Below are 26,665 nucleotides of genomic sequence, written 5' to 3' on the forward strand. Positions count from 1 at the left end.
GAGGCGACCAATCTGGTAAGGAGAAAACCTGATGCGGATCGTCCATTTCGGACATTCCTGCGTACTGCTCGAGACCGCCGCGGAGCGGATTCTGCTCGACCCGGGCACGTTCTCCACCGGCTTCGAGGCCGAGCGCGAACTGTCCGCGGTGCTGATCACCCACCAGCATTTCGACCACCTCGACGTCGAACGGCTGCCCGGCCTGCTCAAGGCGAATCCGGACGCGAAGCTGATCGTCGACCCCGGTTCGGCCGAGGCGATCGAGAAGCTGCACTTGGAGTTCGAGATCGCTCGGCCCGGGGACGCGTTCGAGTTCGGCGGCACGTCGGTGTCGGTCGTCGGCGGCGAGCACGCGGTGATCCACGCCGACATCCCGGTGATCCCGAACATCGGCTACCTCGTCGACCACGGGGCGTTCTACCACCCGGGCGACTCGTTCTTCGTGCCCGAGCAGAAGGTCGACGTGCTCGGCCTGCCCACCGGGGCACCGTGGCTGAAGGCGGGCGAAGCGGTCGACTTCCTGCGCGCGGTCGCGCCGCGCCGGTCGGTGCCGATCCACGAGGCGGTGCTGGCCAACCCGGCGATGCACTACGGGCTGTTCCAGAACCTCGCCCCGGAGGGCACCGACGTGAAGGTGCTGGAACGAGGCGTCGCGACGGAGGTCTAGGCGGGAGCGGTGTGGCGCAGGGAGCCGTAGGTGCTCCCGAACGCCCGGTTTTCGAGGGCGACGTCCACCGCGTCCAGCAACGCCTGCCGCAAGCCGGGGCGGCTGAGGTCAGCGGCGTCAATGCCGAGCCGCACCAGCCCGCCTCGGCGCGCGGCCCGGGCGGAGGCCAGTACCAGCGCGAAGCAGCGGACAGTCTCCGTACGGTGCGACTGACTCGTGAAGTCCTGTACCCGCGCGCGCCGGATCTCGCCGGTCACCAGGTCCCGGACGGCGTTTTGGTCGGCGCACAGCGTGAAGCCGTGCTCCCGCAACGCCTGCACAGTGCCAGGAGACGCGAGCCAACGCGGCGGTGCGAAGCCGTCGACAGCTACGCCAGTCGCGTCGAGAGCGGCCTTCGCGGCGATGAGCCGAAGCCGCGCTTCGTGCGCGGGGAGCGCCGCGAACTCCGCCTTACGCCCCAGGTGCACGGCGCGATGCGTCGGCGGGATGCGGTGGTCGTAGCCGTTGAGCAGCACGGAATCACCCGCTGCGGCGCGCGTACGGACCCAGGCCGTGACAGGCCCGTCCCCGGTGCGCGCGACGTGCAGAATCGACAGCGGGACGTGCCGACGTTCGAGTTCGGCCGCCAGATGCGCACACCGGTGCAGCGTGCGTGTGGTGACCCCGGACAGCGAGACCAGCAGGCGAGCATCCACGCCACCATTGCGCCGCAGCCGTGTGGCGACCGCCTGACCGCTCCGTGAACTGCGAGTGAGACTTACGCGGCGGACAGTCACAGCCGGATGGGCTCGGCGGTTATGCGGCTTTGCGGCAGTGCCAGATGAGCATCGACGGCACGTCCTTCGCCGCTGCGGCGAGCGCGTCCGGGATCAGGCCGTTAAGCGACCACGGCCAGAGATCCCACGGCCCGCCTCCCGGGACATGCCGCGGTTCGACCGGTGCCGGCGTCGGCTCCTGACAGCTCACCGGCGGGAGACCCGAGTTGAGGAATGCACGCACGTAGTCGCCAACGCGATGGTGGTTCGTTCGCACCCGAGCCGGAGCGCCGTCGGCCGTGCGCACGGAGGGGATCGATCCGCGCTGGACCTGCTCGGGATGCACGTCGGAGAGGACGAGGTGCCCGCCTGGGACGAGGACGCGGGCGAACTCCGCGATCACCGGAGCCAGGTCCGGCACGTGCGCCAGCGCGAGGCCGCAGAGCACGACGTCCTGCGAACCGTCGTCGACCGGGAGTTCCCGCAGGTCGGCGACGAGAGTCTCATCGGCTCTGGCGTGGCTGAGCATCTCGGGCGAACCATCGACGGCGATGACCTGGTGACCGCGTTCGACCAGGAGGCGGGTGAGTCGTCCAGTGCCGCAGGCGGCGTCGAGCGCGCGGCCGGGCGGGATGGTGTCGAGGATGGTCGCGAGGTGCGGCTCGTCGGCGAACGCCGCGTTCTCGCCGGAGTCATACGCAGCGGCCCAACGCGCGTACCCTTCTCGCGGGGCGAGCTGAGTTACCTGGACCCCGTTGGCCAGCTTATCGTCGGCTAGCAACGCACGGATGTCAGCTAGACGCGCTTCAACGAACTCGCGGTCGTGCTCGCCGGTGAACGCGCGGAGCAACGCGGCTCCTTCGATGCCGATGAGGTAGGCGAGGGGATGCTCGTAACTCACTCTTGCGCAGGCTATTCGGGCAAATACCGCAGGGCCACCTATTTTCGGGCGAGCCTGCGCTCTCCGAATGGCGACGGAACTCCAGGCCCGCTGGTCCGGTGACGCCGCGATAAGGGCGGCGGATTACGTGCTTCCATCTCGGAGAAGACCACGACGGGATTTCGGTGCTGCTGCCCAACGAGCTGGACGGTTCCGGCGAGGTCCGCCGACCGGACCACTACTCGCTGGCCAACGCCATCGGTGCGGCGACCGCGCAGATCGGCGGCAAGGTCGACCGGTATCCGTGATCGAGCCCGGCCGTCGCGAAGCCGTGGTGGACGCCCGCGGCAGCGGCGAAATCTTCCGGCTCCGGACCACTGGCTTCTTGTTCCGGGTGCTTGCGGCAGCACCGACCGCCGTTGCCCGGTTCGCGACCTGCCGCAGGATGCCGCGGCACTTCCGCCCACCGCCGTTGCTAACCGGTTTTCTCGATTGGGCTCAGCAGCTCACGGATTGACCGGTTTGGCCGCCTCGACCAGTCGCCGCACCGCGACCGCGACCCGCCCGCGCAGGTCGGGGTCGATGAGGGCCCCGTTCTCGACGGCCTGGCGGGGAATGGGAATCCGCGCACAAGCTTCGTCGACGATGCGGGTGCCCGCGTAGGTGAGCGTTTTGCGAAGAGACTCGTGCGCGTCCGCACCCCCGGTCGGCGCAGCGACCGAAGACGCGTTGATCCACGCGACGGGCTTGCCGTACATCTCACCGCCGCCGATGGTCCAGTCGAGCAGGTTCTTGAAGGAACCCGGCAGGCCGCCTGCGTACTCCGGGGTGCAGAACAGGACGCCGTCCGCCGCCCCGATCGCCTCCCGCAACGCCACGACCTCGACGGGCAACGGATCCCGATCACAGTCCGGATTGAAGTGCGGCAGCCCAGCGAGCCCACCGTACACAGTGGACGACGTAAAGCCGGCCGCGGTCGCGATGACAGCCGCATTGACCGAGCCGGCCCGCAGACTGCCGCTGATGAGCAGAAGCACGAAGCCCAGTGTGCCAGCACGGGAGTCGTTGCGGGGTCGGCTTTTTCCGGAGGTGCTGAGTTTCACCCACTGCTACCGCACGAACGCAATCGCCACACGACACGCCAGCACCGCCATCCACTTCGAGACCACGCGAGCTTGGCGGTGAACTCTCAGTGGAGATTGGATGAATCAACGGAGCGCAGACCGCAACGGCCCGGAACCAGCGGCGCGGGCCTGCGCCAAGGCTGACACGGCCCGTCGACACTCAGCCGAATGCGGGCTCGGCAGCAACCTGAAACCAGTAGCGCGGAGTCGGCGGGGCGGACCTACACCGAAGCTGACGCGGCCCGCCGACACCCAGGCGAATGCAGGCTCGGCAGCAAGCCGAAACCAACAGCGACGAGCCCGCGCCAGAACCGGCACGACCCGCCGAGCGCAACTTGCACAGCAGCCCGGAACCGACAGCAGCCCGCTCGATCCGGAACCGGCACTGCTTTGGCAGACAGCCCGAACTCAAGTTCGGCAGCACCCTGGAATCGACGAGGCAGGCCTGCGCCGGACTGGCGCGGCCTACAGACACTCAGCCGAATGCCGGTTCCGCGGCCACTGGGGAAGCAACGGCAACGAGCCCCACCGAGGCTGACTCCGCGTGCCGAGCGCAGGCCCTACGTCAACATCGACCGCCTGCGACCAGGCCGCGCCGGAGCCGACCCAGCTCGCCGATACTCGGCCGAGCGCAGGTTCCACAGCAGCCGCGCGGTGGGCGGCCGACCTGGCACGACCCGCCAACCGCCAACCGAGCACAGGCTCCACGGCAACCACGCCATCAGCGACCAACCAGGCACAACCCTCCAGCAACCAGCCAAGCGCAGACTCCATAGCAACCACGTCGTCGACGCCCAGGCAGGCTCAACCCGCCACCCGAGCGCAGGTCACACAGCAACCACGTCGTCGGCTACCAGGCAGGCACAACCCGCCAACAACCAGCCGAACATAAGTTCCGCAGCAACCAGGAACCGACGGCGAGCAGACTGCGCGCAAGTCGTTCGGCCGGCAACCGGCAGTTCGACCAAGCGCAGGCACGATTGTCCGACGACGATCTCGCGACAACCATCCGCGGCCAGCTCAAAACCGTGGCGCCGGAACCCGCGAATGGCTCGCCGAGGGTCAGCGGCAAGTCACCAGGCGGCGCGCCGACCTCACTCCCACACCACCCCTCCCCGTTGACCCTGTGCCAAGCCAGCCGCCGCGGCTGCCGCGCGGGTGCCTGGGTCCAGGGGGTTCGGGCCGATCGCCGCGACCGAGGCCTCGTCTGGCTCCAGTACCGCCACCTTCGCGCCTGCCGAGCGCAGATCCGCCAGCACCTGGTCGAACGACCGCTCCGTCGGGAACACCTCTGCCGCGCCCATCGGGACGACCACTGTCACCTGGGCGAAACCTGTTGCATAGTCCGCATTCGCGGAGGAACGGACGCCACCGTCCACGTACTGCTTTCCGTTGATCGGCACCACTGGCCAGACGCCGGGCACCGCGCAGCTTGCCTCGACCGCGTCGACCAGCGGGACGCCGGACGTGCGGTCGAACACCGCCGGTTCACCGGTTTCCGCGTCCACCGCAACGATTTTCACGGCACGCTCGGGCCACTCATGAGACGGCAGGCGGGATTCGATCACCGCGCGCCGCCGCGGTTCCGGTACGGTTTCCGCGGCCAGGGCATATTTTCCCATCGCCTGGCGGGTTTCCGCCGCGGTGCCGACCTCGGCCAGCACCGCGGCGAACTCCTCGCCGAACTTTTCCGGGTCGAACTCGGCCGCGATCTCCGCCGCTTGCAAGGACGGATCGGTCTGCCGCGCGTAGAGCTGCGGCAGCGGCAATCCGCTGCCCACCTGCGCCGCCACCGCCGCGCCCGCCGACGTGCCGATCAGCACGTCGGCTCCGGTCACGTCCTGGCCCGCTTCCGCGAGACCGGTCAGCAATCCGGTCGCCCACGCGATCCCGGCGACGCCACCGCCGCCCAACACCAAAGCTCGGCTCATGCCGCTCCTTTCCCCGGCACCCACTCTGCCCTAGGGCACCGACAATTTCCGCAGCGCCGACTCCAGCAGGGCGTCCGTCTCTGGCTTCGGCAGCGACAACTTCAGCAACGTCTCCGCCACCTCACGGTATTTCGCCACTCGCGCCGGGCTCGAACTGCTCGCGCTTTCCCGCAGCAACCGCTCGTGCACGATCGAGGGCAGGTCCGCGAAATCGAAAATCGTGAATCCCCTGCCCAGATCCGGGTGCCGGTCCGCCGGGACCACCCGCACCTCGACCTTGCCTTCCGCCAACCGCTCGCGCAGGTGCCGCAGCTGTTCCGCCATCGCCTCCGCGCCGCCGATCCTCTTGTGCAGCGCCGTTTCCCCCAGCACCAGCACACACCGCGTGCCCGAATCGAGCACTGCTCGCCGCGACAGCCGCTCGGCTACCCGCGCGTCCACCTCGTCCGCGACAACGCCCGCAGCACTCGACAGCAGCGCTCGCGCGTACCCGCTCGTCTGCAACAACGGCGGCACGACTTCCGGCTCCCAGCCGAACACCGCGTCCGCCGTGCGCTCCCACTCCAGGTACGGCTCTTCTCCGCCGCTGTCTATCCAGTCCTGCTCTCGCGCTCCTCGCGCCATCTCCACTATTCGCCTGCGGTCCGGCCCGATCACCCTGCAGTGCGCCAGGACCGCTCCGATGTCCTCCGGCTTCGGCAGCCGCAGTCCTCGTTCCCAGTTCGTCACGAAACCAGGCGTCATCCCCAGCAACCGGGCCAACTCTCTTACACCCAGTCTTCTTCTCTCCCGCGCCGCGCGTAACTCCAGGCCCAATGCCCTCGCGCGCGGTGTTGCGTACGGTGTGGTCATGGTTGCAGTGTGTCAGGGGGTGCCGACAGTTTTCGGGGTTCTCTCCCCTGGGGCCTTCGCTCTCTCTTCCCTACAGCCAGTCCTCCAGCGACAACCCCGTCATCCTCTCGTACGCCTCCACGTACCTTGCCCTCGTCGCCTCCACCACTTCACTCGGCAACGGCGGCGGCTGTACGTTCGACTCCCTGTCCCAGCCCGACTCCGGCCCCGTCAGCCAATTGCGCACGTACTGCTTGTCGAACGACGGCTGCACCCTTCCCGGCTCGTACCCCTCCGCCGGCCAGTACCGCGACGAATCCGGCGTCAGCACTTCGTCCGCCAGCACCAGCGCGCCCGTCTCGTCCACGCCGAACTCGAACTTCGTGTCCGCCAGCAGGATCCCGCGCTTCGCCGCCACTTCCGCGCCACGGCGGTACACCGCGAGCGTCGCCTCGCGTAGCTCCTCCGCGCGCTTCGCGCCGATAGTCGCGACCACTGCGTCGAACGAAACGTTCTCGTCGTGCTCGCCGAACGCCGCCTTCGTCGCGGGCGTGAAGATCGGCGACGGCAGCTTCGAGGCCTCCACGAGACCCTCGGGCAGCTCTACGCCGCACACTGCGCCCGTACGCTGATAGTCCGAGTACCCGGACCCCGTGAGGTACCCGCGCGCGACAGCTTCCACCGGCAGCATGTCGAGACGGCGTACGAGCAGCGCGCGCCCGCGTACCTCGGCAGGGATGCGCGGGTCGTCGTACGCGACAAGGTGGTTCGGGACCAGGTCCGACAGCTGCTCGAACCAGAACACGCTCATCGCCGTGAGCACGCGGCCCTTGTCCGGGATAGGGGTGTCCAGGATGAAGTCGTAGGCGGAGATGCGGTCCGAGGCGACCAGCAGCAGGTGGTCGTCCCCGACCGCGTACAGGTCCCGGACTTTTCCGGCGGCGATCTTCGGGTAATCGGCGAGCGTCGTCACCGCTGCACCCTAACCCGAGCGCCGCTCCATCGAGGATGATGCAGGTCATGGCCTACCGCTGGATTTCGTTCACCTCCGACTACGGGCTGCGCGACGGCTTCGTGGCCGCCTGCCACGGGGTCATCGCCGGCATCGCGCCCGACGTACGCGTTCTCGACGTGACTCACCTCGTCCCACCGCACCAGGTGCGCTCAGGCGCGGCAGTGCTCGCTCAGACCGTGCCGTCGCTGCCTAAGGCCGTACACCTCGCTGTCGTCGACCCAGGCGTCGGGACAGAGCGCCATGGCATCGTGGTGGTCGCGACGCACGGCATCTTGGTCGGCCCGGACAACGGCCTGCTGCTGCCTGCCGCAGAGGCGCTAGGCGGCGTGTACGCGTCGTACGTGATCGATGTGCGCACGCCGACGTCGGCGACCTTTCACGGCCGTGACGTCTTCGCCCCGGTTGCCGCGAAGCTCGCTCTCGGCGCGCACCCCGGTTCCTTCGGGCCTGCTATCGACGACCCGGTGCGGCTGCCGGAACCGCTGGTCGCGGCTTTCCCGGGCAAGCTCGTTTCGGACGTGCTGACGGTCGACCACTTCGGCAACGTCCAACTCGCCGCCACCCCCGCCGACCTCGAACTAACCGGCTTGACCGGTGAGGTGACGGTGCACAGCGAGCACGTCGCGGTGTCCGCGGCGATCGGCCGGACCTTCGCCGACGTGCCGCGCGGCGCGAACCTCGTCTACACCGATTCGGCGGGGAAGCTGGCCGTCGCGGTCAACGGCGGCTCGGCGGCTTCGGTGCTGCGAATCGGGCCGACCGAGGAATGCACCATCACCGCGTCGCCGACTGCCAGCTGACCGGGCCGGGTCACCGCCGCCTTCATGCCGAAGAGGACGCCGCCCTCCGGGTCGCGGTGGTACGCGGCGAGCGACCGGATCGGCTCCGGGCCGGAGCGCTTGCCGGTTTCCTGATCCACCATCGGCACCGCGCAACGGACGCACAGCTTCGCGTAGGCGAACTCGACCCCGCCGGCTTCCATCCGCCGGACCGAGTCCTCGGCGTGCGGTTCCGCCCAGCCGCGGATCACGAGGTTGGGCCGGAACCGGTCCATCGGCACCGGTTCGCCGCCGCGCTCGGCGATCCGTTCGTTCAGGTGGTCCAAAGAGGACTCGGAGACGACGAGGATCGCGTGCCCGTCGGCGAACCACGCGGTACCGGGGGTCTCACCGCTGGTGACGCGCTCATGCTCCGGTGTGACGCCGAGCAGCACGGATGGCTGACCCACCACGGTGGAGAACCACTCAGCGGCGTCGGCACCCTGGTGGATGCCCTCGCCGGTCCAGCTGAAGGTGGCCGCGGGGTGCCGGTGACCGTCCTTCTGGACTTCGATGGTCAGGTCTTCGATCCCGGGCGCGGACAGGGCCAGGCGGGTGCCGCCGTCCAGGATGCGGGGCCGGACCGTGGCCATGACCGGGAAGCGGCGCTGGCTGCGGAAATCTCCGTCGTGGGCGGTGACGATGAACTCACGGTCATGCGCGAGACCGGCCGGGGTTACGTCGGCGGACTGGACTGTCGTGCCGGCGCAGCCTTTGACCGGGTAGTACGTGAGCCGAGAGATCGTCCCCATGGCATCACGGTACCTGGTGGTCCGAAGCGGACGGGGTGCACGATTCCGCATGAACCGCCGCCGCGCCGGTACCCTGCGGACTCGTGGAGCTGCTGCCGTTCGACGAGTACATGCGCTCGCTGCCGCGGAAGCGGATGTCGGCTGGCACTCTGCTCCGCGACGAAACCGGACGCGTCCTGCTCGTTGAGCCGTCCTACAAGGACAGCTGGGACATACCTGGCGGGGTATGCGACGCGGGCGAGCCGCCGTGGCGCACGGCGCGCCGGGAGCAAGCCGAGGAAATCGGGATCGACCGCCCGCTCGGCCCGCTGCTGGTCTTCGACTACGCACCGGACGACGGCCGGATTCCGGAAGGCCTCGCGTTCATCTTCGACGGCGGGCGAATCTCCGCGGCAGAAACCACCCGCCTCGCTCTCACCGACCCGGAGATCCTGGCCGTGCACCTCTTGTCGATCGACGAAGCAACTCAGCGAGTAGCACCGTCACTGGCCCGGCGGCTCCGAGTGGCCTGGGACGCCGCCCAGACCGGTGACAGCTTCATCCTCTGCGAGAACGGCCAGCCGATCACAGCACCTGCGACAAGAACTGCTGCAACCGAGGACTAGCCGGTGCCTCGAACACCTGCTCCGGCGTCCCCTGCTCCACGATCCGCCCAGCGTCCATGAACGCGACCTCGTCGGCAACGCTCCGGGCGAAGCCCATCTCGTGCGTCACCACGATCAAGGTGAGACCACGCGAAGCCAGCCCCGCCATCAGGTCCAGGACGCCTTTCACCAGCTCCGGGTCCAGCGCGCTCGTCGCCTCGTCGAAGAGCATCACTTCCGGTTCCATCGCCAGCGCACGAGCGATCGCCACTCGCTGTTGCTGGCCACCGGACAGCGCCGCGGGGCGGTACGGGGCCTTGTCCGCGAGGCCGACTTCCGCCAGCCGGGCCCGGGCGACCTCTGCGGCGTCCTCTTTGGACATACCGCGCACGCTGCGCAGCGGCAGCACGATGTTGTCCAAAACCGACCGATGCCCGAACAGGTTGAAGTGCTGGAACACCATTCCCACGCGCTGGCGCAACGCGTCCGGATCCGAGGCGATGACACTCTCGCCGTCCAGCAGCAAATCGCCGCTGTCCGGTTCCTGCAGGCGGTTCACGCAGCGCAGCAAGGTCGACTTGCCCGAACCGGATGGGCCGATGACACACGTGGTGCTGCCGCTCGGCACCTTCAGGTTCACCCCGCGCAGGACCTCCAACGTGCCGAAACGAACGTGGATGTCGCGCAGTTCCACCGAGGAAGAACGAATCGCCGTACTCATATCGCCGCCCCGCCCGCGAGCATTTCGGTGCTTTCCGCGGTCACCTTGCGACCGGTCTGCAGCCGCTTGTCGATGTAGTTCACCAGGTGCGTCAGCGGCACGGTGATCACCAGGTAGACCGCCCCGGCGGCCACCAGCGGCGACAGGTTGCCCGTGTTGGCCGCGAGGTCCTGGCCGATCCGGAACAGTTCCCGTTGCGAGGTAAGGAAACCGAGGAAGTACACCAGGGTCGAGTCCTTCACCAGCGCGATGAACTGGTTCACCAGCGCGGGCAGCACCCGCCGCACGCCCTGCGGGATCACTACCAGCAGCATCGCCTTGGAGTAGCTCATGCCGAGCGCGCGGCTCGCCTCCAGCTGTCCTTTGTCGACGCTCTGGATGCCGGCCCGGAAGATCTCGCCGATGTACGCGGCGGCGATCAGGCTGAGCGCGGCGATGCCCAGCGGGTACGGGTTGTTCCCCACCAGACCGCGGGCGAGCAGGCCGACGCCCTGCCCGATCACCAGGATCGTCAGAATCGCGGGCAGGCCGCGGAAAATGTCCGTGTACACCCGCGCCGGCCAGCGCAGCCAGCGCTTGGTGGACAGGCCCATCACCGCGAGCACCATGCCGAGCAGGGTCCCGATGACCGCCGCCGACACCGACAGGATCAGGGTGTTCAGCAGGCCGGTTTTGAGCAGGTCCGGGAAAACTTCCCAGATGTAGGTCCAGTTGAGGAAAGTGTCGAGGAACTGATCCATCAGGCTACTTCGTCTTGAAATCAGCGGGGACCGGAATGTTCGGCTCGAACTGCTGGTGCACCTTCTGCCAGGTGCCGTCCGCGACGGCCTTCTTGATGCCGTCGTTCAGCTTGGCCAGCAGCTCGGTGTTGCCCTTGCGCACCGCATACCCGTGCGGAATGCTCGTGGTGATCGCCTTCGTGACCTTCAGCGCGGGGTTCTTGGCCGCGTAGTCCTCCGCGGACACCTGGTCGAACACCGCACCGTCGACCGCTCCAGAGCTCAGTGCGCTCAGCGCCGCCGCGTCGCTCGGGAACCGGACCGCCTGGGCCTTCGGCGCGTTCGCGCCCAGCCAAGTGTCCGACACCGTTCCCTGCACCACGCCGATCCGCTTGCCTGCCAACGAATTCTCGTCGGAGATGCCCGCAGTCGACTTCGCCTCGATGCCGAGCGACTGGTAATTGTACGGATCGCTGAACGCGACCGTCTTCTTGCGCGCCTCGGTCTGCGCGATCGCCGAGCTGCCGATGTCGAACCGGCCGTTCGCGACGCTGCCGAGCAGTGCCGAGAAATCGGTCGACACGAATTCCAGCTTCAGGCCTTCTTTCGCGGCGATATCCTTCAGCAGCTCGTTGTCGAAGCCGGTGAATTGGCCGTTCTCCTGGTACGCGTTGGGCCGGGAGTCGCTCAGCGTGCCGACTCGCAAGGTCTCGCCGGCGTCGCCACCGCACGCGGTGAGACCGGCGACCAGTGCCGCCGCGAGGGCGGTGACGATCAGTTTCTTCATGCCACCAGTGTGCCCGCGCATCAGGAGTTCGCCACCGGGAGGCCCGGTCCGCCCTTCTCCAGCTCCTTCGCGATCGGAGCCTCCTTGAAGAACTGCGCGTGCAGCCGGGCCGCGGTGCCGTCGGCGATCGCCTTGGCCAGGCCGTCGTTGATCTTCTTCAGCAGCTCGGTGTTCGACTTGGCGACCGCGAACGCCGACGGCGTGTCCTTGTCCGCGACGGTGTAGCCGAATTCGAGCGGCACCGCCGGGTTCTGGTCGAGGTACTTCTGGCCGATGTCCTTCGGCACGACCCAGCCGTCGAGACCGCCGGTCTTCAACTGCGCGAAACCGGCGTTGTAGTCCGGGAACCGCACGACCTGGGCCCCGGCGAGCTTGGCGGCGAACTCGTCCTGCACCGATCCCTGCACGACGCCGACCCGCTTGCCGGCGAACGAGTTCGCGGCGGGCAGCGCGGCGCCCTTCTTGCTGACGACGGTGGTGTAGCTGGTGTCGTAGCCGTTGCTGAACGCCACGGTCTTCTTGCGCGCGGCGGTCGCGGAGATCGTCGAGCTGCCGATGTCGAGCTGGCCGCCGGCCACCTTCGCGAGCAGCCCGGAGAACTCGGTGCCGACGAAGTCGACCTTGAAGCCCTCGCGCTTGGCGATGTCCCGCAGCAGTTCGTTGTCGTACCCGGTGAACTGGCCGTTTTCCAGGTAGATGCTGGGCGGGGCGTCGGTCAGGGTGCCGACGCGCAGGGTTTCCCCAGAAGCGTCCGAGGATCCGCACGCCGTAAGACCCGCGGTGGCGGCGGCTACGACGGCGAGCGTGCTGAGGATCTTTCTCATGACTTCTTCCTGAATATCCGGGGTGCGCAGACAAGAAGCGCCAAGCCGCGGGGTGGCGGCCTGGCGCTTCCGGGTTCGGCACGAAGACTAAAAGCTTCGCCCGATCGAGTAATGCCGTCTCAGCACGTGGACGACGTGCGCGCACTCACAGAATCGGCTGCGGCGCGTACGCCGCGGCGTCCGGGAATCGCTTGAGCACGTCCTCGACACGCGCCGCGACTTCTTCGACCTGACGCGGGGCCACACCGGTGAACGAGATCCGGTCGGCGAGCAGTTCGTCCAGGTCAGCGCGGTCGAGCGGGAGCCGCTCGTCGGCCGCGAGCCGGTCGAGGAGGTCGTTCTCCGCGCCGCGTTCGCGCATCGCGAGGGCGACTCCGACGGCGTTCTCCTTGATCGCCTCGTGAGCCGTCTCACGCCCGACGCCCCGGCGCACCGACGCCATGAGCACCTTGGTGGTGGCGAGGAACGGAAGATAGCGATCAAGCTCACGCTCGACCACCGCCGGGAACGCGCCGAATTCGCCGAGCACGGTGAGGAAGGTCTCGAGCAGGCCGTCGAGCGCGAAGAACGCGTCCGGCAGCGCGACGCGGCGCACCACGGAATCCGAGACGTCGCCCTCGTTCCACTGGTCGCCGGCCAGTTCGCCGATCATCGACAGGTACCCGCGCAGCACCACCGCGAGGCCGTTCACGCGCTCGCAGGAGCGGGTGTTCATCTTGTGCGGCATGGCCGACGACCCGACCTGGCCCGGTTTGAAGCCCTCGGTGACGAGCTCGTGGCCGGCCATCAGCCGGATCGTCTTGGCGAGGCTGGACGGAGCGGCGGCGAGCTGGACCACAGTGGACAGCACGTCGAAGTCGAGCGAACGCGGGTACACCTGGCCGACGCTGACGAACCGGTTGCCGAAGCCGAGGTGCTCGGCGATCCGCGACTCCAGCTGGTCCAAAGTGGACTCGTCGCCGAGCAGGTCGAGCATGTCCTGCGCGGTGCCGACCGGGCCCTTGATGCCGCGCAACGGGTAGCGCTCGATCAGGTTGTCCAGCCGGGAGAACGCGACGAGCAGTTCGTCGGCGGCGGTCGCGAACCGCTTGCCGAGCGTCGTCGCCTGCGCGGCGACGTTGTGCGAGCGGCCGGCCATCACCAGGTCGGAGTGCTCGACGGCGAGCGCCGCCAGCCGGGACAGCACCGTCGCGACGCGGGCGCGGACCAGTTCCAGCGACCGCAGCTGCTGCAGCTGCTCGACGTTCTCGGTGAGGTCGCGCGAGGTCATGCCCTTGTGCACGTGCTCGTGCCCGGCGAGGGCGTTGAACTCCTCGATCCGGGCCTTCACGTCGTGCCGGGTGACGCGTTCGCGGGCGGCGATCGAGTCGAGGTCGACCTGCTCGACCACGCGCTCGTAGTCGGCGAGGACGCCTTCGGGCACCTCGACGCCCAGCTCGGCCTGAGCCCGCAGCACGGCGAGCCACAGCCGCCGCTCGAGCACGACCTTGCGTTCGGGCGACCAGAGCGCCACCAGCTCAGGCGAGGCGTAGCGGGCGGCGAGCACGTTCGGAATGCGGGGCTTGTCCGTCACGCGGCCACGATACCTGCGCAGGTCAGCGAGGCGGTCACCACTCCGTGAAGCCGCCGTCGGGCAGCCGCCACACCGGCGACCGCCACGTGTGCCCGGTCTCGTCGGCGCGGCGGACGGCTTCCTCGTCCACCTCGATGCCGAGCCCGGGCGCGGTCGGGCGCGCGGCGTAGCCGTCGGTGAACCGGAACAGCGCGTCGTCGGCGAGATAGGCGACCGGCTCGCGGCCGTCGTGGTAGTGCATGCCGAGGCTTTGCTCTTGGATCAGGAAGTTCGGCGTCGCGAACGCCACCTGCAGCGCGGCGGCCAGCGAGATCGGGCCGAGCGGACAATGCGGGGCAAGGTTCGCGCCGTACACCTCGGCCAGCGCGGCGATCCGGCGCAGCTCCGAAATGCCGCCCGCGTGCGACGGATCCGGCTGCACCACGGCGACGCCCGCGTCCAGCACGGGTTTGAACTCCCAGCGCGAGAACAGCCGTTCCCCGAGCGCGATCGGGACCGTCGAGGCCTCGACCACCGATTTGACCACGTCGGCGGGCAGTTCCGGCAGCACCGGTTCCTCGACGAACATCGGCTGTACTTCTTCGAGCATCTTCACCAGCCGTCGCGCCATCGCGGGCGAGACACGGCCGTGGAAGTCGATCGCCAGGTCCCGATCGGGTCCGAGAGCTTCCCGAGCCTCCCGGGCGCGGGCCAGCGCAGCCGCCGCCTCCGCGGGCGTCGCGATCGGCCCGAGCGGACCGGCGACGTTCATCTTCACCGCGGTAAAACCGAGCTCGACCTGCGCGGATACCGCGTCGAAGATGCCCGAAGGACGGTCGCCGCCGACCCATGAATACACCCGCACGCGATCGCGCACCGGGCCGCCGAGCAGCTCGTGCACCGGAGCGTTCCGGGCCTTCCCCGCGATGTCCCACAGCGCCTGGTCGAACCCGGCGAGCGCGCTGGAAAGCACCGGACCGCCACGGTAGAAACCGCCGCGCCGCAGCACCTGCCAGTGGTCCTCGATGCGCAGCGGATCCTTCCCGACGACCAGCTCGGCCAGCTCGTGCACGGCCGCGCGAACGGTCCCGGCACGTCCTTCCACGACCGGTTCGCCCCAGCCGGTGATGCCCTCGTCGGTGCTGACCTTGAGGAACAACCAGCGCGGCGCGACGAGGAACGTCTCGATCCCGGTGATCTGCACCCTGCCTCCACAACGGACTAAGCGGAATCCTTCGCGGCCGACCAGCCGCCGTCGACGGTCAGCTCGGCGCCCGTGACGAACGACGCCGCGGGTGAAAGCAGGAACGCGATCACCGCGGCGACTTCGGCTGGATTACCGAGCCGTCCGGCGGGCGTCGCGCGGACGCTGCGTTCGCGGTCCTCCGCGCTGATCCGATCCCATGCCTCGGTCTCGACCGGGCCGGGAAGCACGGAATTCACCCGAACTTCCGGCGCGTACTCCACGGCCAATTGCCGGGCCAGAGACACCAACGCGCCTTTGCTGGCCGCGTACGCCGGGTGGCCGGGCAGCCCGAAACGCGCGTGTACTGAGGAAACCAGCACCACCGAGCCGCGCCGAGATCGCAGCGCGGACAGGCAGGCCCGCATGGCGAGGTACGACGCGGTGAGGTTCACGTCGAGCTGCCGTTGCCATTGCGCGCGGTCGGTTTCGTGCAACGGCCCCGAAGTCGGCAGGTACGCGTTGCTGACCACTGCGTCGACTTCGCCAGCCAGGTCGAGAACGCGTTGCCACGTCTCGTCTTCAGTCACGTCACCCTGCACGCCACCGGGCACCGGGGCCAGATCGACTCCGATCACCCGGTAGCCGTCGGCGTTGAGCTGGAGGGTGGTCGCGGCTCCGATCCCGGACGCCGCGCCGGTCACCACGGCAGTGCGCATGGTTCGCAAGCATGCCGGGGCGCTGGAGCAGCCGTCAAGAATAATTAGTAATTTATAATCTCCCTGCTAGGCTGACCGCCATGGGATACCGGTGGGAGATCACGCGCGAAGCGGTCCGGCAGGGCGTCGTCGGAATCGTGCGGACGGCGGACGCCGCCTCGGCCGTCGCCGCCGCGCGGGCAGTGCTCGACGCTGGGCTGAAGTCGGTCGAAGTCCCGCTCACCAACGCGGGCGCGCTCGTCGCGATCGAGGAGTTGAGCTCCGCGTATCCGGACGCCACGATCGGGGCCGGCACAGTGCTCGACGAGTCGTCCGCGACGGCCGCGATCCGGGCAGGGGCCCAGTTTCTCGTGTCGCCGTCGCTGCACACCGAGGTCTTGCGTACCGCTCATCGGTACGGCGTCGCCGCGCTGCCGGGCACCGGTTCGGTGACCGAAATCGTGCGGGCGATGGAGGAAGGTGCTGATGCCGTAAAGGTTTTCCCGGCGTCCGCGCTCGGCCCGCAGTGGATCAAGGACGTGCGCGCCGCGCTTCCGCAAGCCCCGCTCGTGCCGACGGGTGGAATCGCTCCCGAGGACGTGCCACGCTGGCTCGAAGCGGGCGCCGTCGCCTGCGGGATCGGGTCGGCGCTGACCCGTGGCTCCGCCGAGGACATCCGGGCCCGAGTGGCCGCAATGGTGAGGGAGAGCTCGTGAGCGACGTCGTACTCGTCGGCTGCCGTACCGCCGAAACCGGCGGGAACGGTACCGGGATCGCGGTTTTCCGGCGCTCCGGCGGCGAGCTGACCGCGGATTCGACGGTGCCGATGGTGTCGCCGACCTGGCTGACGCAGCATCCCGCGCTGCCGATGGTGTACGCGGTCAACGAGACGAGCTACGGCGAGATCACGTCCGTTTCGGTCGACGACGGCCTGACTCCGCTCGACGTGGTCGAGTCGGGCGGGGCCAGCCCGTGCCACCTCGCGGTGACGCCGGACGGCCGGTTTCTGTTGTGCGCCAACTACGGCGGCGGCAGTCTCGCCGTGTTCGCCCTGCACTCGGACGGCCGGATCGACGGTCGCACGGACCTGGTGCAGCACACCGGGAGCGGGCCGCGCGCCGACCGGCAGGAAGGCCCGCACGTCCACATGGCGGTGCCGTCGGCGGACAGTTCGGTGGTGAGCGCCGTCGATCTCGGCACTGACGAAATCCGCAGCTACACGCTGTCTCCCCAAGGAAAACTGACTCCGCTGGCCGTTTCGCCGCTTCCGCCGGGCACGGGACCGCGGCAGCTCATGCGTGGCGCGAACGGAATCGCTTACGTGGCCGGAGAATTGTCCGGCGAGCTCATTACCATGCGGGAGACTTCGCCGGGCGAGTTCGAGTTCGTCGCGGCGACTCCTTCGACGGCAGCTGGCGGCGAATCCCTGGTGGCACACCTGGAAGTGCTCGAATCGGGAATCTACCTGTCGAACCGCGGGCCGGAATGCATCACGTCGTTCGCGGGCTCGCCGCTGCGGGCAGTGGCCGACCAGCCCTGCGGCTCTTACCCGTGGAACTTCGCCGTGACGGACGGGTTGTGCTTCACCGCAGCCTTCAAAGACGACGTCATTTCCGTTTTCCCGTTGAAGGACCTCGGAAACGCGGAGGTCCGCAAATACCCGACCGGCTCGCCGACGTGCGTGCTCCCGCTCCGGTGACCGACCATCGCCCTCGCGGCCTGCACGGACAGACCGTGGAAACGCTCGCCGCACGCATTCTGTCCGGCGAATGGCGCGAGGGCATGGTGCTGGATCTGCCCGCGCTGCGCGAGGAGCTGGACATCAGTCTCACCGCGCTGCGGGAGGCGTTGAAGGTACTGGCAGCCAAGGGAATGATCGGCGCGCGGCAGAAGCACGGCACGTTCGTGCAACCGCGCGAGAACTGGCAGCTTCTCGACGCCGACGTCATGCGCTGGCAGACCACCGCGCGCGGAAACGCTGGCCTGCTGGACGAATTGGCCGAGGTACGCGCCGTGGTCGAACCCGCGGCCGCGCGGATGGCCGCAGAACGCGCGACCGCCGAAGACCTCGCCGCGCTGGAATCCGCGCTCGACGCGATGGTCGCCGCACCGGATCTGGAAGCGAGCGTGGAGGCGGATCTGGCGTTCCACCGCAGCCTGTTGGCCGCCGCGCACAACAACTTCCTGCTCCAGATCGAACGCGTCATCGCGATCGGGTTGGCGGAGCGGGACAAACTCGTCCACAGCGCCGGCCCCACCGACGATCCGGCACCGAGCCACCGCCGAGTGCTGGACGCCATCGCCGCGCACGACCCGTCCGCCGCGGAGACCGCGATGCTGGATCTGCTGGTGAAATCCGCCGCCGACGCCGGTCGCGTCAGGAAGTGAAGGCTCGCCGGTAGGCCGTCGGCGTGGTCCCGAGGGCCCGCCGGAAGTGCAGCCGCAGGTTGGCCGGGGTGCCGAGTCCGCAGTCCCGCGCCACCCGGTCCACCGAATGGTCCGTGGTTTCCAGCAATTCCCGCGCTTTGCTGAGCCGGGCGTTGAGCAGCCACTGCAACGGAGTCGTCCCGGTTTCCTCGGCGAACCGGCGCAGGAAGGTCCGCTGCGACATCTCGGCGTGCCGAGCAAGCAGCCGGATGCTGAGCGATTCGTCCAGTCGCTGCAACGCCCATTCTCGCGTGGCCGACAGGGAAGCGTCGCCAGCTTCTGCTAGTGGAGCGGGTACGTACTGTGCCTGGCCGCCTTCCCGGTGCGGGGCGGCAACCAGACCGCGCGCGATCCGATTGGCGACCGCTGCGCCCAGATCGCGACGGACGATGTGCAGGCACAGGTCGATGCCGCAGCACACGCCAGCTGACGTGAGCACGTCGCCCTCGTCGACGTAAAGCACATCCCGATCGACCCGCACCGACGGGTATTCCCGCTCGAATTCGTCAATATATTCCCAATGCGTCGTGGCGTGCAGGCCGTCCAGCACTCCCGCCGCGGCCAGCGCGAACGCACCCGTGCAGATGGACACCACCCGACGCCCCCGCTCGCGCGCCTCGGCCAGCAGCTCGACCGCCGCCTCCGGCGTCTCGTGGATCGGGTCGTACCCCGGCACGATCACCGTGTCCGCCGCGCGCAGCTCCTCGATCCCGCCTTCGGCAGCCAGCTCGAACCCGGCGCTGGTGGCGACCTTCGGGCCGAGCGCGCACAGCGTCATCTCGTAATGCGTTTGCGGCCGGACGTGGAACACCTGCGCCGGGATCGCCAGGTCCAGCGGGAGAACGCCGTCGAGCGCGAGGACCGCGACCCGATGCACCGTCATGGCAAGATTCTATCGAAGTACGGCAATCTTGCCACTCGCCAGGTCAGAGCGGTGCGGGCCAGTCTTGAAGGCATGATCGAACTCCTTCCGGACCCCGTGGTCGCGCTGCCCGCGACTCCGCTGGCGGACGCCGTCCTCGACGTCGTCCGCCCGGTGGAATCGCCGTCGGTGTTCAACCACAGCGTCCGCACCTATCTGTTCGCCCGGCTGGTCGCCGAGCGGCGAGCGATGTCCGGCTATGACGACGACCTGCTGTTCGCCGCCTGCGTGATGCACGACATCGGCGTGGCACCGGACGGCCCGCACGTGGAACGCTTCGAGGTCGAAGGCGCCGAGCGGGCAGCCGGTTTCCTCGTCAACCAAGGGATTTCCACCGCAGACGCCGATCAGGTGTGGCAGGCGATCGCCCTGCACACCACCTCGGGCGTCGCGGAACACCGCGGTCCGCTGTGCGTACTCGTCCGCGCCGGGGTCGCCGTCGACTTCGGCGGACCGATCGGCACCGAGCACCTCGACGCCGTCACCGACGACCAGGCCGAAACGATCCACGCCGCTTACCCCCGGCTGGAGATGGTCCGCTCGCTCACCGACGCGATCGTCGCGCAGGCGGCGAAAAACCCGAAGAACGCGCCCGTACCCTCGACGCCCGCTGATTTCCTGCGCGAACGCGCGGCCGACGGCGAAACCCGGCTGGAGCGTGCCGCCCGCACGTCCCGCTGGGGCAACTGAGAAGGGAAGCCCATGTACTCCGTCACAATCCCCGAGGACTCCAAGGTCTTCGGACCGTCTGGCGCGTCCGCCTTCGCCCGCTTCGGTTACTCCGCGGCCGTCCGCGCGGGCAGCCTTCTCTTTATCGCTGGGACGATCGGCCGCCGTCCGGACGGAGAGATCGCGGAAACCATCGAGGAGCAGACCGAGATCGCGCTCCGCCGGATCGAGGAAATCCTTCGCGTAGAAGGCCTCGATCTCTCCGCGCTGGTCGACATCACGAGCTACCACGTCGACATCCACCAGCACCTGCCCGGTTTCCTGGAAGCCAAGAACCGCCTCGTGACCGCCGAGCCCTATCCGGCATGGACGATGATCGGCGTCAGCGGGCTCGCCAGTCCGGGACTGCTGATCGAAATCCGCGCCACCGCGGCGTACCCGGAATAACTGTCCTCAATGGACGCTGGTGGAGTCCGCGAGCGCGGTCCGCAGCATCCGCCCGGCCGCGGCGCGCGGGGCCGGGTCGACCGCGATCAGCGCGTTCACCACGGCTCCGTCCACGAGCGCGACCAGCCGGTCCAGCTCGTCGGGGGCCACGGGCGTCCCGGAACGGGCGAAGATCTCCGTCAGCAGTTCGTTGAGCTGCTGGGACAGCGTCCGCATCAACGGACGCAGGTACGGCCGACGTCCGGTCGCGACCAGGCGTTCGTAGCGCAGCAGGACCGCCTCGGCGTCGGCTTCCGGGTCGCCGCTCTGCGGGCCGAGCAGCATGTCCAGCACGAGTTCCACGGTCGCCTGCACGCCCCGGTTCCGGGTCGTCAGGTCCTCCAGCTGCCGTCGCCCGTTGGCCAGCTCGGTCTGCCCGTGGTGTTCCACCGCGGCGGTGACGAGCTCTTCCAGCGAATCGAAGTAGTACGTCGTGGACGCCAGCGGCAGACCGGCCCGCTCGGCGACCGCGCGGTGCCGGACCGCGTCGAAACCGCCCTCGGCCAGCAGCTCAGCAGCGGCTTCGACGAGCGCTGCCCGTCGTCGCTCGCCCTTGGGGGTGGTGGCTGCTGCCGTCATGCCCGGACATTCTGCCAGCCGCGCCGGAGGCCGCCGATCAGAACCGGGGGGCCAGCGACGCAGCGAAGCGCGTCAGGTCGGTCGCGTACGGTGCCGGATGCCCGGAAGTTCCCGGCACGCTGACCAGCACGAGAGTTCCGCCACTGCCGGTTTGCTGACGCACGGTGACGGATCCGGCCGGTTGCGTGGGCACGTTCACCGCGGTGCCGCGAGCGAACACCGCCGCGCCGATCGTCCCGTCCGGAAGCGGGAACCCCGCGCCGCGCGAGGACGTCGTACAGACGCTGCCTGGGGAAGCCTGCGCGGCGGTGAAGTGGCCTGGGAGCTCGCCAGCGAGGGCAGTGGCGAGCTCCCAGTCCACCCGTCCGCACCCGGAGGTGCCTTCGGCCCGAGGGCCGGTCCTCCCGGTTTCGCCGGCTCCCTGCCGAGACGGCTGATCCGGGAAGTCATCCCCATTGCTGAAAGGACGTGCCGCCGGCCCGCCGGGTTGCGCCGGTGCGGCCGCGGAATTCGAGGCAGAACCAGACTTATCGCTCGAAACACCCACGATTCCCCAGGTGCCGAACCCGGCGGCCACGACCAATGCCGCCGCGCCGACGGTGATCCGGTTGCGCCTGCGCAGCGTCTCCCGCTTCGAACGGCGCACCACGTCGTCCACCGAGAAGGTCGGAGGCGGCACCTCGCCCGGAACGGCGGAGAACAACGTCTCGGCCTCCCGCTCATCCATTGGTCTCCACCTCCCGTTCCAGCACCTGACGCAGATTCGCCAGCCCGCGCGCGGTCTGGCTCTTCACATTGCCTTCGCTGCAGCCCAGCGCGGCAGCCGCGGCTCCGACGTCCAGGCCGTCGAAGAACCGCAGCACCAGCACCGCCCGCTGCTTGGGCGGCACTTCCTTCAACGCCGCGAGCAGGTCCTCGCGAGTCGCGACGCGTTCGGCGAGCCCGGGACTGTCGTCCACGGGCTCCGGCAGCACCTCGGTCTGCCGCTCCCGCCGCCACGGACGCCGGGACTCGTCGATGACCGCGCGCACCAGCGTCTTGCGCACGTACGCGTCGGTCGCCGCGCGGTCTCTGATCTTCTTCCACCTCCGGTGCAACGCGACGAACGCCGTCTGCGCGAGATCGTCGGCCTTGTGCCAATCCCCGCACAGGAGATAGGCAGTCCGGCGCACGGCGTCCCGCTTCGCGGCGAAGTACTCCGCGAACTCTTGTTCGTCGCGCTGGTCCACGCGCTTCGCAGCTCCGCTCTGGCCATGTCCGGTGAAGGGACGGATCCGGGGGCGTCCACGGTTGCACGTCCGGCCGGAAACGTTCCACCCCCCGCCGCATTGATGCCGAGCCCACCTGTGTGATGTGATCGGACTGTGACCATGACTGGGCAGCTGATCGACTTCCGTTCCGACACCGTCACCCGCCCGGACGCGATCATGCGCGCGGCCATGGCCGAGGCCGAGGTCGACGACAACGTCATCGGCACCGACCCGACCATCGCCGAACTCGAGCGCCGGGCCGCTCAGACGCTCGGAATGCCCGCCGCGCTGTGGACGCCGAGCGGGACGATGGCGAATCTCATCGCGCTGAGCGTCCACCTGCGGCGCGGCGACCGGTTCCTCGCCACCCGCAACGCGCACGTGCTCGCCAACGAACTCGGCTCGGCGGCCTGGCTGGCCGGCGGCATGCCGGACATCCTCGAACACGACGCGGGCCCAGGCCGATGCCTGCCGGAAACGCTCGAAGCGGCGATCGGCAACCCCGGCCCGTACTTCGCGCTCCGCACCACGCTGCTGTGCCTGGAGAACACGCACAACGCGGCCGGCGGCGCGGTCACTCCGCCGGACGAGCACGCGCAACTGCTGTCCGTCGCGAAGCAGGCCGGGCTCACCGTGCACCTCGACGGCGCGCGGATCTGGCACGCGGCCGTCGCGCTCCAGGTGCCGCCCGCCGCGCTGACGGTCGGCGTGGACTCCGTGTCGGCGTGTTTCAGCAAGGGCCTCGGCGCGCCGGTCGGCTCGGTCGTCGCGGGCAGCGTCGAGTTCGTCGAGCAGGCCCGCCGGATGCGGCAGATGCTCGGCGGCGGCGTGCGTCAGGGCGGGGTCCTCGCCGCGGCCTGCCTGGTCGCGCTGGACCGCGTCGACGAGCTGGCCGAGGCGCACGACTTCGCGAAACGGCTGGCCAACGGTCTCTCCGAACACGGCTGGGACGTGCCGACCCCGGACACCAATATCGTGCTCGCCGGGGTGCCCGACGTGCCGACCGCGCTGAACTGGCTCGACTCGCTCGGCATTCAAGCCCTGCCCATGGCGGGCAAGGTCCGGTTCGTGACGCACCGCGACCTGTCGTCCGCGGACATCGACGAAGCACTGCGCCGGATCAAATCCGGCGCCTGAACCCTGGGGGACTCGGGTGACCAACTGGATCGTGTTCGACTACGGCGAGGTGCTCAGTCTGCGCACCGCCGCGGTGCCGAAGCTGGCCGCCGCGATGGGCGTCTCGCTCGAGACGTTCGAACCGGTGTACTGGAGCGTGCGAGACCCGTACGACCGCGGCTGCACCGATCTGGAGTACTGGACGTCGATCGGCGACCAAGTGGGCGCGAAGGTGGACGACGCGCTGTCGGCCGAGCTGACCGCGCTCGACGTCGCGGGCTGGGGGCAGCTCGCGCCTGGCTCGCTGGACCTGCTGCAGTCGCTGTCCGAAGCCGGAGCCTCGCTCGCGTTGCTGTCGAACGCGCCGTCGGCCTTCGGTGTCTGGGTTCGCGAGCAGGAGTGGTCGAAGCTGTTCAAGCACACGCTGTTCTCCGGCGACGTGAAGGTCGCGAAGCCGGACGCCGAGATTTTCCAGCTGCTGCTGGACAAACTGGGCGCGAAACCGGACGAGTGCCTGTTCTTCGACGACCGCCAGGTCAACGTCGACGGTGCCCGAGCGGTCGGAATCCGCGCGCACCTGTGGGACGGAGCCGAGGCCGCCCTCGCGGCACTGGCCTGAGCATCGAAACGGCTCCCGCACTTCCTCGGTGCGGGAGCCGCGGTGTGCTCAGTATGGCTCGGCGCCGGTCAGCGGGTGATCCGCTTCGACTGCTTCTTCCCGGTGATCGCCCCGTAGGCCGCGGTGCCCAGGAACAGCACCCCGCCGATGATGCCGATCCACAGCACGGCCTTGAACACGAAGCCGATCACTGACCCGAGCACCATGAAGGCGATCCAGGCGACGATGAGCGCTCCGACGATCTTCCAGAACATGGCTCCTCCGATGCCGTTTCCGCGCCACGTCGGCCCGGTGCCCTCCAGCGTGCCATCCGTACGACGGAAACTCTCTCGTTCAGGCCAACGTTCAGGGGTATCTCCGGGTTCCCCCTGACCGGATTCACCCCAGCCAGCCGCCCAGCCGGCGCAGCCCCTCGGTCACGTCCTCGCTCGCGCCCGCGAAGGAAAACCGCACGTAACGGCCGCCGTCGACCGGGTCGAAGTCGATTCCCGGGGTGATCGCGAGGCCGGTGTCGGCGAGCAGCCGCTGGCACCAGCTCAGGCTGTCGGTGGTGTGGTCGGAGACGTCGGCGTAGGCGTAGAACGCGCCGTCGGCCGGAGCGAGCTTGTCGAGGCCGATCTCGCGCAGGCCGGCGAAGAGCAGGTCGCGGTTGCGCCGGTAATGCTCGACGTGCGCGTCCGCTTCGGCGTACGACTCCGGCGTGAACGCCGCAACCGCCGCGTACTGCGAAACCGCCGGCGGGCAGATGGTGAAGTTGCCGGTGAGGACGTCGACCGCGCGGTGCAGCCGTTGCGGCACCAGCATCCAGCCGAGCCGCCAGCCGGTCATCGCGAAGTACTTCGAGAACGACCCGAGCACCAACGCTTCCCGGCCGTACTGCCAGGCGCAATCGAGCTGCTCGCCGTACGAGATGCCGTGGTAGATCTCGTCGCTGATCAGCTGCACGCCGTGCGAGGCGCACCAGCCGGAGATCGCGGCCAGCTCGCCCGGCGGCAGCACGGTCCCGGTGGGGTTGCTGGGACTCGCGACGATGAGCCCGTCGATCGGCCCGAGCTGGTCGAGCTGCTCGACGGTCGGCTGGAAATTGGTCTCGGCGGTGGTCGCGAACTCGACGACCTCGCAGCCGAGGACGCTCAGCAGATTCCGGTACGCCGGGTAACCGGGCCGGGCCATCGCGACCCGCGCGCCGGGGTCGAACGCGCTGAGGAACGACAGCAGGAACCCGCCGGACGAGCCGGTGGTCATCACGACGTCGGACGCGGTCACGTCGATGTCGTAGGTGCGCCGGTAATGCCCCGCGACGGCTTCGCGCAGCTCAGGGATGCCGAGCTGTTCGGTGTAGCCGAGGGTGTGCTGTTGGAGCGCTTCCTGAGCTGCTCTGAGCACCGCCGCCGGAGCGGGCACGGAGGGTTGCCCGGCGGCCAGCGAAATCAGGTCGCCGTGGCTGCGCTGCCGCGCCTGCGCCGCGGACAGCACGTCCATCACGTGGAAAGGAGGCACGCCTGCCCGCAACGCGGGCTCGCCGAAAGCACCGATGTCGACCATGCGGCCAGGCTAACCGGCGAGCCCGCGCGCGGGGCGTGGCGTGGCGTCAGTAGCCTTGGTACGCGCCGCCGTGGGCCATCGACTGGATGCCCGGCACGTTGCCGAGCGAGCCGTACCGGTCGATCGAGTACCGCACGCCAGCGATGATGTTGTCGACCGGGTTGTAGATGTTGTCGTGCCCGGGCAGCTTGTGCGCGTTGAACGTCGAGTCGATGCACTGCATCAGGCCCTTGGAAGGATGCCCGGCCGCGGCGTTCGAATCCCAGTTGTTGATCGCGTTCGGATTGCCGCCGGACTCGTGCTGGATGATCGCCCAGATGTTCTTGATGTCCGCGTCGGTCACGTTCACGCCCGCGGCCTGCAGCTCCTTGATCGCTTCCTGGATCCACTGCTGGACGTTGCCGGGCGGAGGAGAGGAGGGCGGACCGCCGCTGGGGCCGAGACCGCCGCCGCCACCGCTGGCGCCCCCGCCACCGCCGCCGTGGTGACCGCCCCCGCCGCCGCCACCGCCGCCGTGTCCGGTGTGCAGGCCGCCGGTGCTCTGCGGCACGGTGCCGTCCGAGTTGGGGAGCGGGACCTCCGAGTAGCCGCCGGTGATCTGGGTCTGCATCAACTGCTGCGACTTCTTGACCATGTCGTCGGCTTGGTTCAGCAGCGGGTCGATGGTCTGCTCGGCGTTCGTGGCGTCCGCTTGGTTGTCCCTGTTCGCGGCGTCGATGATCGACTGCGACGTCGGGCTGGGCGGCGGGCCCTTCTTGTCCGACTTGTCGTTGGCATACGCCGCCTCGGCCGCCTGCGCCTTCTGCGCTTTCTCCGACTCGACCTTGATGCGGTTGTCGATCTTCCCCTTGGCGGTGTTGAAGGCCTCGGTGACCTTGCTCTTGATCCCGCCGAGGTCGCTCGACAGCTGGGTCAGGTCCTTGCCGACGTCGTCGAGGTGCCCCTGCACCTTGTCGCCCGCTTTGGTGATCTGCGTGACGTAGTCGACGAAGGCGTCTGCCGCCGGACCTTCCCACACTCCGCCTGACAACGACTTCGCGGAATTGTTCAGCGCGGCGCTGTGGTCGCCTGCTCGCTTCGCAGCCTCGCTGAACTGCTGCCCGGCTTTGCTGATCGCGTCCGGGTTGATCTTGTCGACCTTCTGGGCCTTGTCGACAACGCCCTGCCAGTTCGGCGGATAGTCGATCAGCGCCATGCTCTTGCCCCCTCGT

At 68.9% G+C, this 26,665-nt stretch carries 33 protein-coding genes; 12 read left to right on the forward strand and 21 right to left on the reverse strand.

What is annotated here, in order from left to right:
* The first annotated feature begins 31 nt into the window (after window positions 1-31).
* Entirely contained in the window at window positions 32-667 is a 636-nt protein-coding gene (locus H5411_RS07670) for an MBL fold metallo-hydrolase (RefSeq protein WP_183123387.1), read from the forward strand.
* On the opposite strand, the gene H5411_RS07675 is transcribed toward H5411_RS07670, so the two are convergent.
* The gene (locus H5411_RS07675) at window positions 664-1,362 is read right to left on the reverse strand and encodes a DUF2334 domain-containing protein (RefSeq protein WP_183123388.1); all 699 of its coding nucleotides are present in this window, start codon (window positions 1,360-1,362) and stop codon (window positions 664-666) included. The genes H5411_RS07670 and H5411_RS07675 overlap by 4 nt on opposite strands.
* 100 nt (window positions 1,363-1,462) lie before the next feature.
* On the reverse strand, window positions 1,463-2,323 hold the full coding sequence (locus tag H5411_RS07680) for a class I SAM-dependent methyltransferase (RefSeq protein WP_183123389.1): 861 nt from the start codon (window positions 2,321-2,323) through the stop codon (window positions 1,463-1,465).
* Window positions 2,324-2,487: 164 nt separating this feature from the next.
* On the opposite strand from H5411_RS07680, the gene H5411_RS48390 reads away from it, so the two are divergent.
* Window positions 2,488-2,610: a hypothetical protein gene (locus H5411_RS48390; RefSeq protein WP_281377174.1), complete on the forward strand. Its 123-nt coding sequence runs from the start codon at window positions 2,488-2,490 to the stop codon at window positions 2,608-2,610.
* Entirely contained in the window at window positions 2,607-2,819 is a 213-nt protein-coding gene (locus tag H5411_RS47450; protein ID WP_246368847.1) for a hypothetical protein, read from the forward strand. The genes H5411_RS48390 and H5411_RS47450 overlap by 4 nt, the downstream gene beginning before the upstream one ends.
* On the opposite strand, the gene H5411_RS07690 is transcribed toward H5411_RS47450, so the two are convergent.
* From H5411_RS07690 to H5411_RS07705, 4 genes are all read right to left on the reverse strand, one after another.
* Window positions 2,809-3,285, reverse strand: a complete 477-nt coding sequence (locus tag H5411_RS07690) for an NADPH-dependent FMN reductase (protein WP_376772107.1) — start codon at window positions 3,283-3,285, stop codon at window positions 2,809-2,811. The genes H5411_RS47450 and H5411_RS07690 overlap by 11 nt on opposite strands.
* A 1,235-nt stretch (window positions 3,286-4,520) precedes the next feature.
* Entirely contained in the window at window positions 4,521-5,357 is an 837-nt protein-coding gene (locus H5411_RS07695; protein WP_101436956.1) for a patatin-like phospholipase family protein, read from the reverse strand.
* A gap of 30 nt (window positions 5,358-5,387) precedes the next feature.
* A complete protein-coding gene (locus H5411_RS07700; RefSeq protein WP_101436955.1) occupies window positions 5,388-6,209 on the reverse strand; it encodes a helix-turn-helix domain-containing protein in 822 nt (273 codons plus the stop codon).
* A 70-nt stretch (window positions 6,210-6,279) separates the two neighbouring features.
* Window positions 6,280-7,161: a phosphoribosylaminoimidazolesuccinocarboxamide synthase gene (locus H5411_RS07705; RefSeq protein ID WP_101436954.1), complete on the reverse strand. Its 882-nt coding sequence runs from the start codon at window positions 7,159-7,161 to the stop codon at window positions 6,280-6,282.
* A 47-nt stretch (window positions 7,162-7,208) separates the two neighbouring features.
* Between H5411_RS07705 and H5411_RS07710 the strand changes: the two genes are divergently transcribed.
* Window positions 7,209-8,003 (forward strand): SAM hydrolase/SAM-dependent halogenase family protein, encoded by a 795-nt coding sequence (locus tag H5411_RS07710; protein ID WP_220816643.1) that lies wholly within the window; start codon window positions 7,209-7,211, stop codon window positions 8,001-8,003.
* Here H5411_RS07710 and H5411_RS07715 read toward each other — a convergent pair.
* Window positions 7,886-8,773, reverse strand: a complete 888-nt coding sequence (locus tag H5411_RS07715) for an MOSC domain-containing protein (RefSeq protein WP_167441959.1) — start codon at window positions 8,771-8,773, stop codon at window positions 7,886-7,888. The genes H5411_RS07710 and H5411_RS07715 overlap by 118 nt on opposite strands.
* 83 nt (window positions 8,774-8,856) lie before the next feature.
* Here H5411_RS07715 and H5411_RS07720 point away from each other — a divergent pair, with 83 nt between their 5' ends.
* On the forward strand, window positions 8,857-9,378 hold the full coding sequence (locus H5411_RS07720; protein ID WP_183123392.1) for an NUDIX domain-containing protein: 522 nt from the start codon (window positions 8,857-8,859) through the stop codon (window positions 9,376-9,378).
* Here H5411_RS07720 and H5411_RS07725 read toward each other — a convergent pair.
* From H5411_RS07725 to H5411_RS07755, 7 genes are all read right to left on the reverse strand, one after another.
* Entirely contained in the window at window positions 9,338-10,078 is a 741-nt protein-coding gene (locus H5411_RS07725; protein WP_101436952.1) for an amino acid ABC transporter ATP-binding protein, read from the reverse strand. The genes H5411_RS07720 and H5411_RS07725 overlap by 41 nt on opposite strands.
* On the reverse strand, window positions 10,075-10,818 hold the full coding sequence (locus H5411_RS07730; RefSeq protein WP_101436951.1) for an amino acid ABC transporter permease: 744 nt from the start codon (window positions 10,816-10,818) through the stop codon (window positions 10,075-10,077). The genes H5411_RS07725 and H5411_RS07730 overlap by 4 nt, the downstream gene beginning before the upstream one ends.
* A gap of 4 nt (window positions 10,819-10,822) precedes the next feature.
* Window positions 10,823-11,584: an ABC transporter substrate-binding protein gene (locus tag H5411_RS07735; protein ID WP_101436950.1), complete on the reverse strand. Its 762-nt coding sequence runs from the start codon at window positions 11,582-11,584 to the stop codon at window positions 10,823-10,825.
* A gap of 20 nt (window positions 11,585-11,604) precedes the next feature.
* Window positions 11,605-12,408, reverse strand: coding sequence for a substrate-binding periplasmic protein (locus tag H5411_RS07740; protein WP_101436949.1), 804 nt, complete (start codon window positions 12,406-12,408; stop codon window positions 11,605-11,607).
* A 145-nt stretch (window positions 12,409-12,553) separates the two neighbouring features.
* Entirely contained in the window at window positions 12,554-13,981 is a 1,428-nt protein-coding gene (purB, locus tag H5411_RS07745) for an adenylosuccinate lyase (RefSeq protein WP_101436948.1), read from the reverse strand.
* A 34-nt stretch (window positions 13,982-14,015) separates the two neighbouring features.
* Window positions 14,016-15,164: a galactonate dehydratase gene (gene dgoD, locus H5411_RS07750; RefSeq protein ID WP_101436947.1), complete on the reverse strand. Its 1,149-nt coding sequence runs from the start codon at window positions 15,162-15,164 to the stop codon at window positions 14,016-14,018.
* A 17-nt stretch (window positions 15,165-15,181) separates the two neighbouring features.
* Window positions 15,182-15,862: an SDR family NAD(P)-dependent oxidoreductase gene (locus H5411_RS07755; protein ID WP_101436946.1), complete on the reverse strand. Its 681-nt coding sequence runs from the start codon at window positions 15,860-15,862 to the stop codon at window positions 15,182-15,184.
* An 80-nt stretch (window positions 15,863-15,942) separates the two neighbouring features.
* On the opposite strand from H5411_RS07755, the gene H5411_RS07760 reads away from it, so the two are divergent.
* Genes H5411_RS07760 through H5411_RS07770 form a run of 3 tightly spaced genes read left to right on the forward strand, consistent with a single transcriptional unit; the run spans window position 15,943 to window position 18,229 of the window.
* Window positions 15,943-16,557 (forward strand): bifunctional 4-hydroxy-2-oxoglutarate aldolase/2-dehydro-3-deoxy-phosphogluconate aldolase, encoded by a 615-nt coding sequence (locus H5411_RS07760; RefSeq protein WP_101436945.1) that lies wholly within the window; start codon window positions 15,943-15,945, stop codon window positions 16,555-16,557.
* Complete coding sequence (locus tag H5411_RS07765) at window positions 16,554-17,540, forward strand: lactonase family protein (protein WP_101436944.1); 987 nt, start codon at window positions 16,554-16,556, stop codon at window positions 17,538-17,540. Before H5411_RS07760 ends, H5411_RS07765 begins: the two co-directional genes overlap by 4 nt.
* Window positions 17,537-18,229: a FadR/GntR family transcriptional regulator gene (locus H5411_RS07770; protein WP_101440951.1), complete on the forward strand. Its 693-nt coding sequence runs from the start codon at window positions 17,537-17,539 to the stop codon at window positions 18,227-18,229. The genes H5411_RS07765 and H5411_RS07770 overlap by 4 nt, the downstream gene beginning before the upstream one ends.
* Here H5411_RS07770 and H5411_RS07775 read toward each other — a convergent pair.
* Window positions 18,219-19,151, reverse strand: a complete 933-nt coding sequence (locus tag H5411_RS07775; protein ID WP_101436943.1) for a GlxA family transcriptional regulator — start codon at window positions 19,149-19,151, stop codon at window positions 18,219-18,221. The two genes, H5411_RS07770 and H5411_RS07775, sit on opposite strands and share 11 nt — an antisense overlap.
* Window positions 19,152-19,223: 72 nt before the next feature.
* On the opposite strand from H5411_RS07775, the gene H5411_RS07780 reads away from it, so the two are divergent.
* Window positions 19,224-19,880 (forward strand): HD domain-containing protein, encoded by a 657-nt coding sequence (locus tag H5411_RS07780; RefSeq protein ID WP_167441958.1) that lies wholly within the window; start codon window positions 19,224-19,226, stop codon window positions 19,878-19,880.
* A gap of 12 nt (window positions 19,881-19,892) precedes the next feature.
* Entirely contained in the window at window positions 19,893-20,306 is a 414-nt protein-coding gene (locus H5411_RS07785; RefSeq protein ID WP_101436941.1) for a RidA family protein, read from the forward strand.
* A 6-nt stretch (window positions 20,307-20,312) separates the two neighbouring features.
* Here H5411_RS07785 and H5411_RS07790 read toward each other — a convergent pair whose 3' ends face one another.
* From H5411_RS07790 to H5411_RS07800, 3 genes are read right to left on the reverse strand one after another with little or no spacing between them, the layout of a single operon-like run.
* Window positions 20,313-20,924, reverse strand: a complete 612-nt coding sequence (locus H5411_RS07790) for a TetR/AcrR family transcriptional regulator (RefSeq protein ID WP_101436940.1) — start codon at window positions 20,922-20,924, stop codon at window positions 20,313-20,315.
* Window positions 20,925-20,961: 37 nt separating this feature from the next.
* Window positions 20,962-21,651, reverse strand: a complete 690-nt coding sequence (locus H5411_RS07795) for a hypothetical protein (protein ID WP_101436939.1) — start codon at window positions 21,649-21,651, stop codon at window positions 20,962-20,964.
* Window positions 21,644-22,153, reverse strand: a complete 510-nt coding sequence (locus tag H5411_RS07800; RefSeq protein WP_183123393.1) for a SigE family RNA polymerase sigma factor — start codon at window positions 22,151-22,153, stop codon at window positions 21,644-21,646. The genes H5411_RS07795 and H5411_RS07800 overlap by 8 nt, the downstream gene beginning before the upstream one ends.
* Window positions 22,154-22,294: 141 nt before the next feature.
* Here H5411_RS07800 and H5411_RS07805 point away from each other — a divergent pair, with 141 nt between their 5' ends.
* Window positions 22,295-23,311 (forward strand): threonine aldolase family protein, encoded by a 1,017-nt coding sequence (locus tag H5411_RS07805; protein ID WP_183123394.1) that lies wholly within the window; start codon window positions 22,295-22,297, stop codon window positions 23,309-23,311.
* A gap of 16 nt (window positions 23,312-23,327) precedes the next feature.
* Window positions 23,328-23,909: an HAD family hydrolase gene (locus H5411_RS07810; RefSeq protein WP_101436936.1), complete on the forward strand. Its 582-nt coding sequence runs from the start codon at window positions 23,328-23,330 to the stop codon at window positions 23,907-23,909.
* A 68-nt stretch (window positions 23,910-23,977) separates the two neighbouring features.
* Here the strand turns inward: H5411_RS07810 and H5411_RS07815 are convergent, their stop codons facing one another.
* From H5411_RS07815 to H5411_RS07825, 3 genes are all read right to left on the reverse strand, one after another.
* Window positions 23,978-24,163 (reverse strand): hypothetical protein, encoded by a 186-nt coding sequence (locus H5411_RS07815; RefSeq protein ID WP_101436935.1) that lies wholly within the window; start codon window positions 24,161-24,163, stop codon window positions 23,978-23,980.
* A gap of 124 nt (window positions 24,164-24,287) precedes the next feature.
* Window positions 24,288-25,454 carry a pyridoxal phosphate-dependent aminotransferase gene (locus H5411_RS07820; RefSeq protein ID WP_183123395.1) on the reverse strand — a complete coding sequence of 389 codons (1,167 nt, stop codon included), beginning with the start codon at window positions 25,452-25,454 and terminating at the stop codon, window positions 24,288-24,290.
* A 46-nt stretch (window positions 25,455-25,500) separates the two neighbouring features.
* Window positions 25,501-26,649, reverse strand: coding sequence for a transglycosylase SLT domain-containing protein (locus tag H5411_RS07825; protein WP_183123396.1), 1,149 nt, complete (start codon window positions 26,647-26,649; stop codon window positions 25,501-25,503).
* Window positions 26,650-26,665: the final 16 nt, after the last annotated feature.

Source organism: Amycolatopsis echigonensis (genome assembly GCF_014174495.1).
GTDB classification, from domain to species: domain Bacteria; phylum Actinomycetota; class Actinomycetes; order Mycobacteriales; family Pseudonocardiaceae; genus Amycolatopsis; species Amycolatopsis echigonensis.

Coding starts and splice junctions, on each gene's coding strand:
- H5411_RS07760 (WP_101436945.1), top strand. CDS start 15,943: ATGGGATACCGGTGGGAGATCACGCGCGAAGCGGTCCGGCAGGGCGTC.
- H5411_RS07820 (WP_183123395.1), bottom strand. CDS start 25,454: ATGGTCGACATCGGTGCTTTCGGCGAGCCCGCGTTGCGGGCAGGCGTG.
- H5411_RS07730 (WP_101436951.1), bottom strand. CDS start 10,818: ATGGATCAGTTCCTCGACACTTTCCTCAACTGGACCTACATCTGGGAA.
- H5411_RS07740 (WP_101436949.1), bottom strand. CDS start 12,408: ATGAGAAAGATCCTCAGCACGCTCGCCGTCGTAGCCGCCGCCACCGCG.
- H5411_RS07715 (WP_167441959.1), bottom strand. CDS start 8,773: ATGGGGACGATCTCTCGGCTCACGTACTACCCGGTCAAAGGCTGCGCC.
- H5411_RS07670 (WP_183123387.1), top strand. CDS start 32: ATGCGGATCGTCCATTTCGGACATTCCTGCGTACTGCTCGAGACCGCC.
- H5411_RS07755 (WP_101436946.1), bottom strand. CDS start 15,862: ATGCGCACTGCCGTGGTGACCGGCGCGGCGTCCGGGATCGGAGCCGCG.
- H5411_RS07805 (WP_183123394.1), top strand. CDS start 22,295: ATGACTGGGCAGCTGATCGACTTCCGTTCCGACACCGTCACCCGCCCG.
- H5411_RS07735 (WP_101436950.1), bottom strand. CDS start 11,584: ATGAAGAAACTGATCGTCACCGCCCTCGCGGCGGCACTGGTCGCCGGT.
- H5411_RS07710 (WP_220816643.1), top strand. CDS start 7,209: ATGGCCTACCGCTGGATTTCGTTCACCTCCGACTACGGGCTGCGCGAC.
- H5411_RS07780 (WP_167441958.1), top strand. CDS start 19,224: ATGATCGAACTCCTTCCGGACCCCGTGGTCGCGCTGCCCGCGACTCCG.
- H5411_RS07725 (WP_101436952.1), bottom strand. CDS start 10,078: ATGAGTACGGCGATTCGTTCTTCCTCGGTGGAACTGCGCGACATCCAC.
- H5411_RS07700 (WP_101436955.1), bottom strand. CDS start 6,209: ATGACCACACCGTACGCAACACCGCGCGCGAGGGCATTGGGCCTGGAG.
- H5411_RS07790 (WP_101436940.1), bottom strand. CDS start 20,924: ATGACGGCAGCAGCCACCACCCCCAAGGGCGAGCGACGACGGGCAGCG.
- H5411_RS07785 (WP_101436941.1), top strand. CDS start 19,893: ATGTACTCCGTCACAATCCCCGAGGACTCCAAGGTCTTCGGACCGTCT.
- H5411_RS07825 (WP_183123396.1), bottom strand. CDS start 26,649: ATGGCGCTGATCGACTATCCGCCGAACTGGCAGGGCGTTGTCGACAAG.
- H5411_RS07795 (WP_101436939.1), bottom strand. CDS start 21,651: ATGGATGAGCGGGAGGCCGAGACGTTGTTCTCCGCCGTTCCGGGCGAG.
- H5411_RS07775 (WP_101436943.1), bottom strand. CDS start 19,151: ATGACGGTGCATCGGGTCGCGGTCCTCGCGCTCGACGGCGTTCTCCCG.
- H5411_RS07695 (WP_101436956.1), bottom strand. CDS start 5,357: ATGAGCCGAGCTTTGGTGTTGGGCGGCGGTGGCGTCGCCGGGATCGCG.
- H5411_RS07815 (WP_101436935.1), bottom strand. CDS start 24,163: ATGTTCTGGAAGATCGTCGGAGCGCTCATCGTCGCCTGGATCGCCTTC.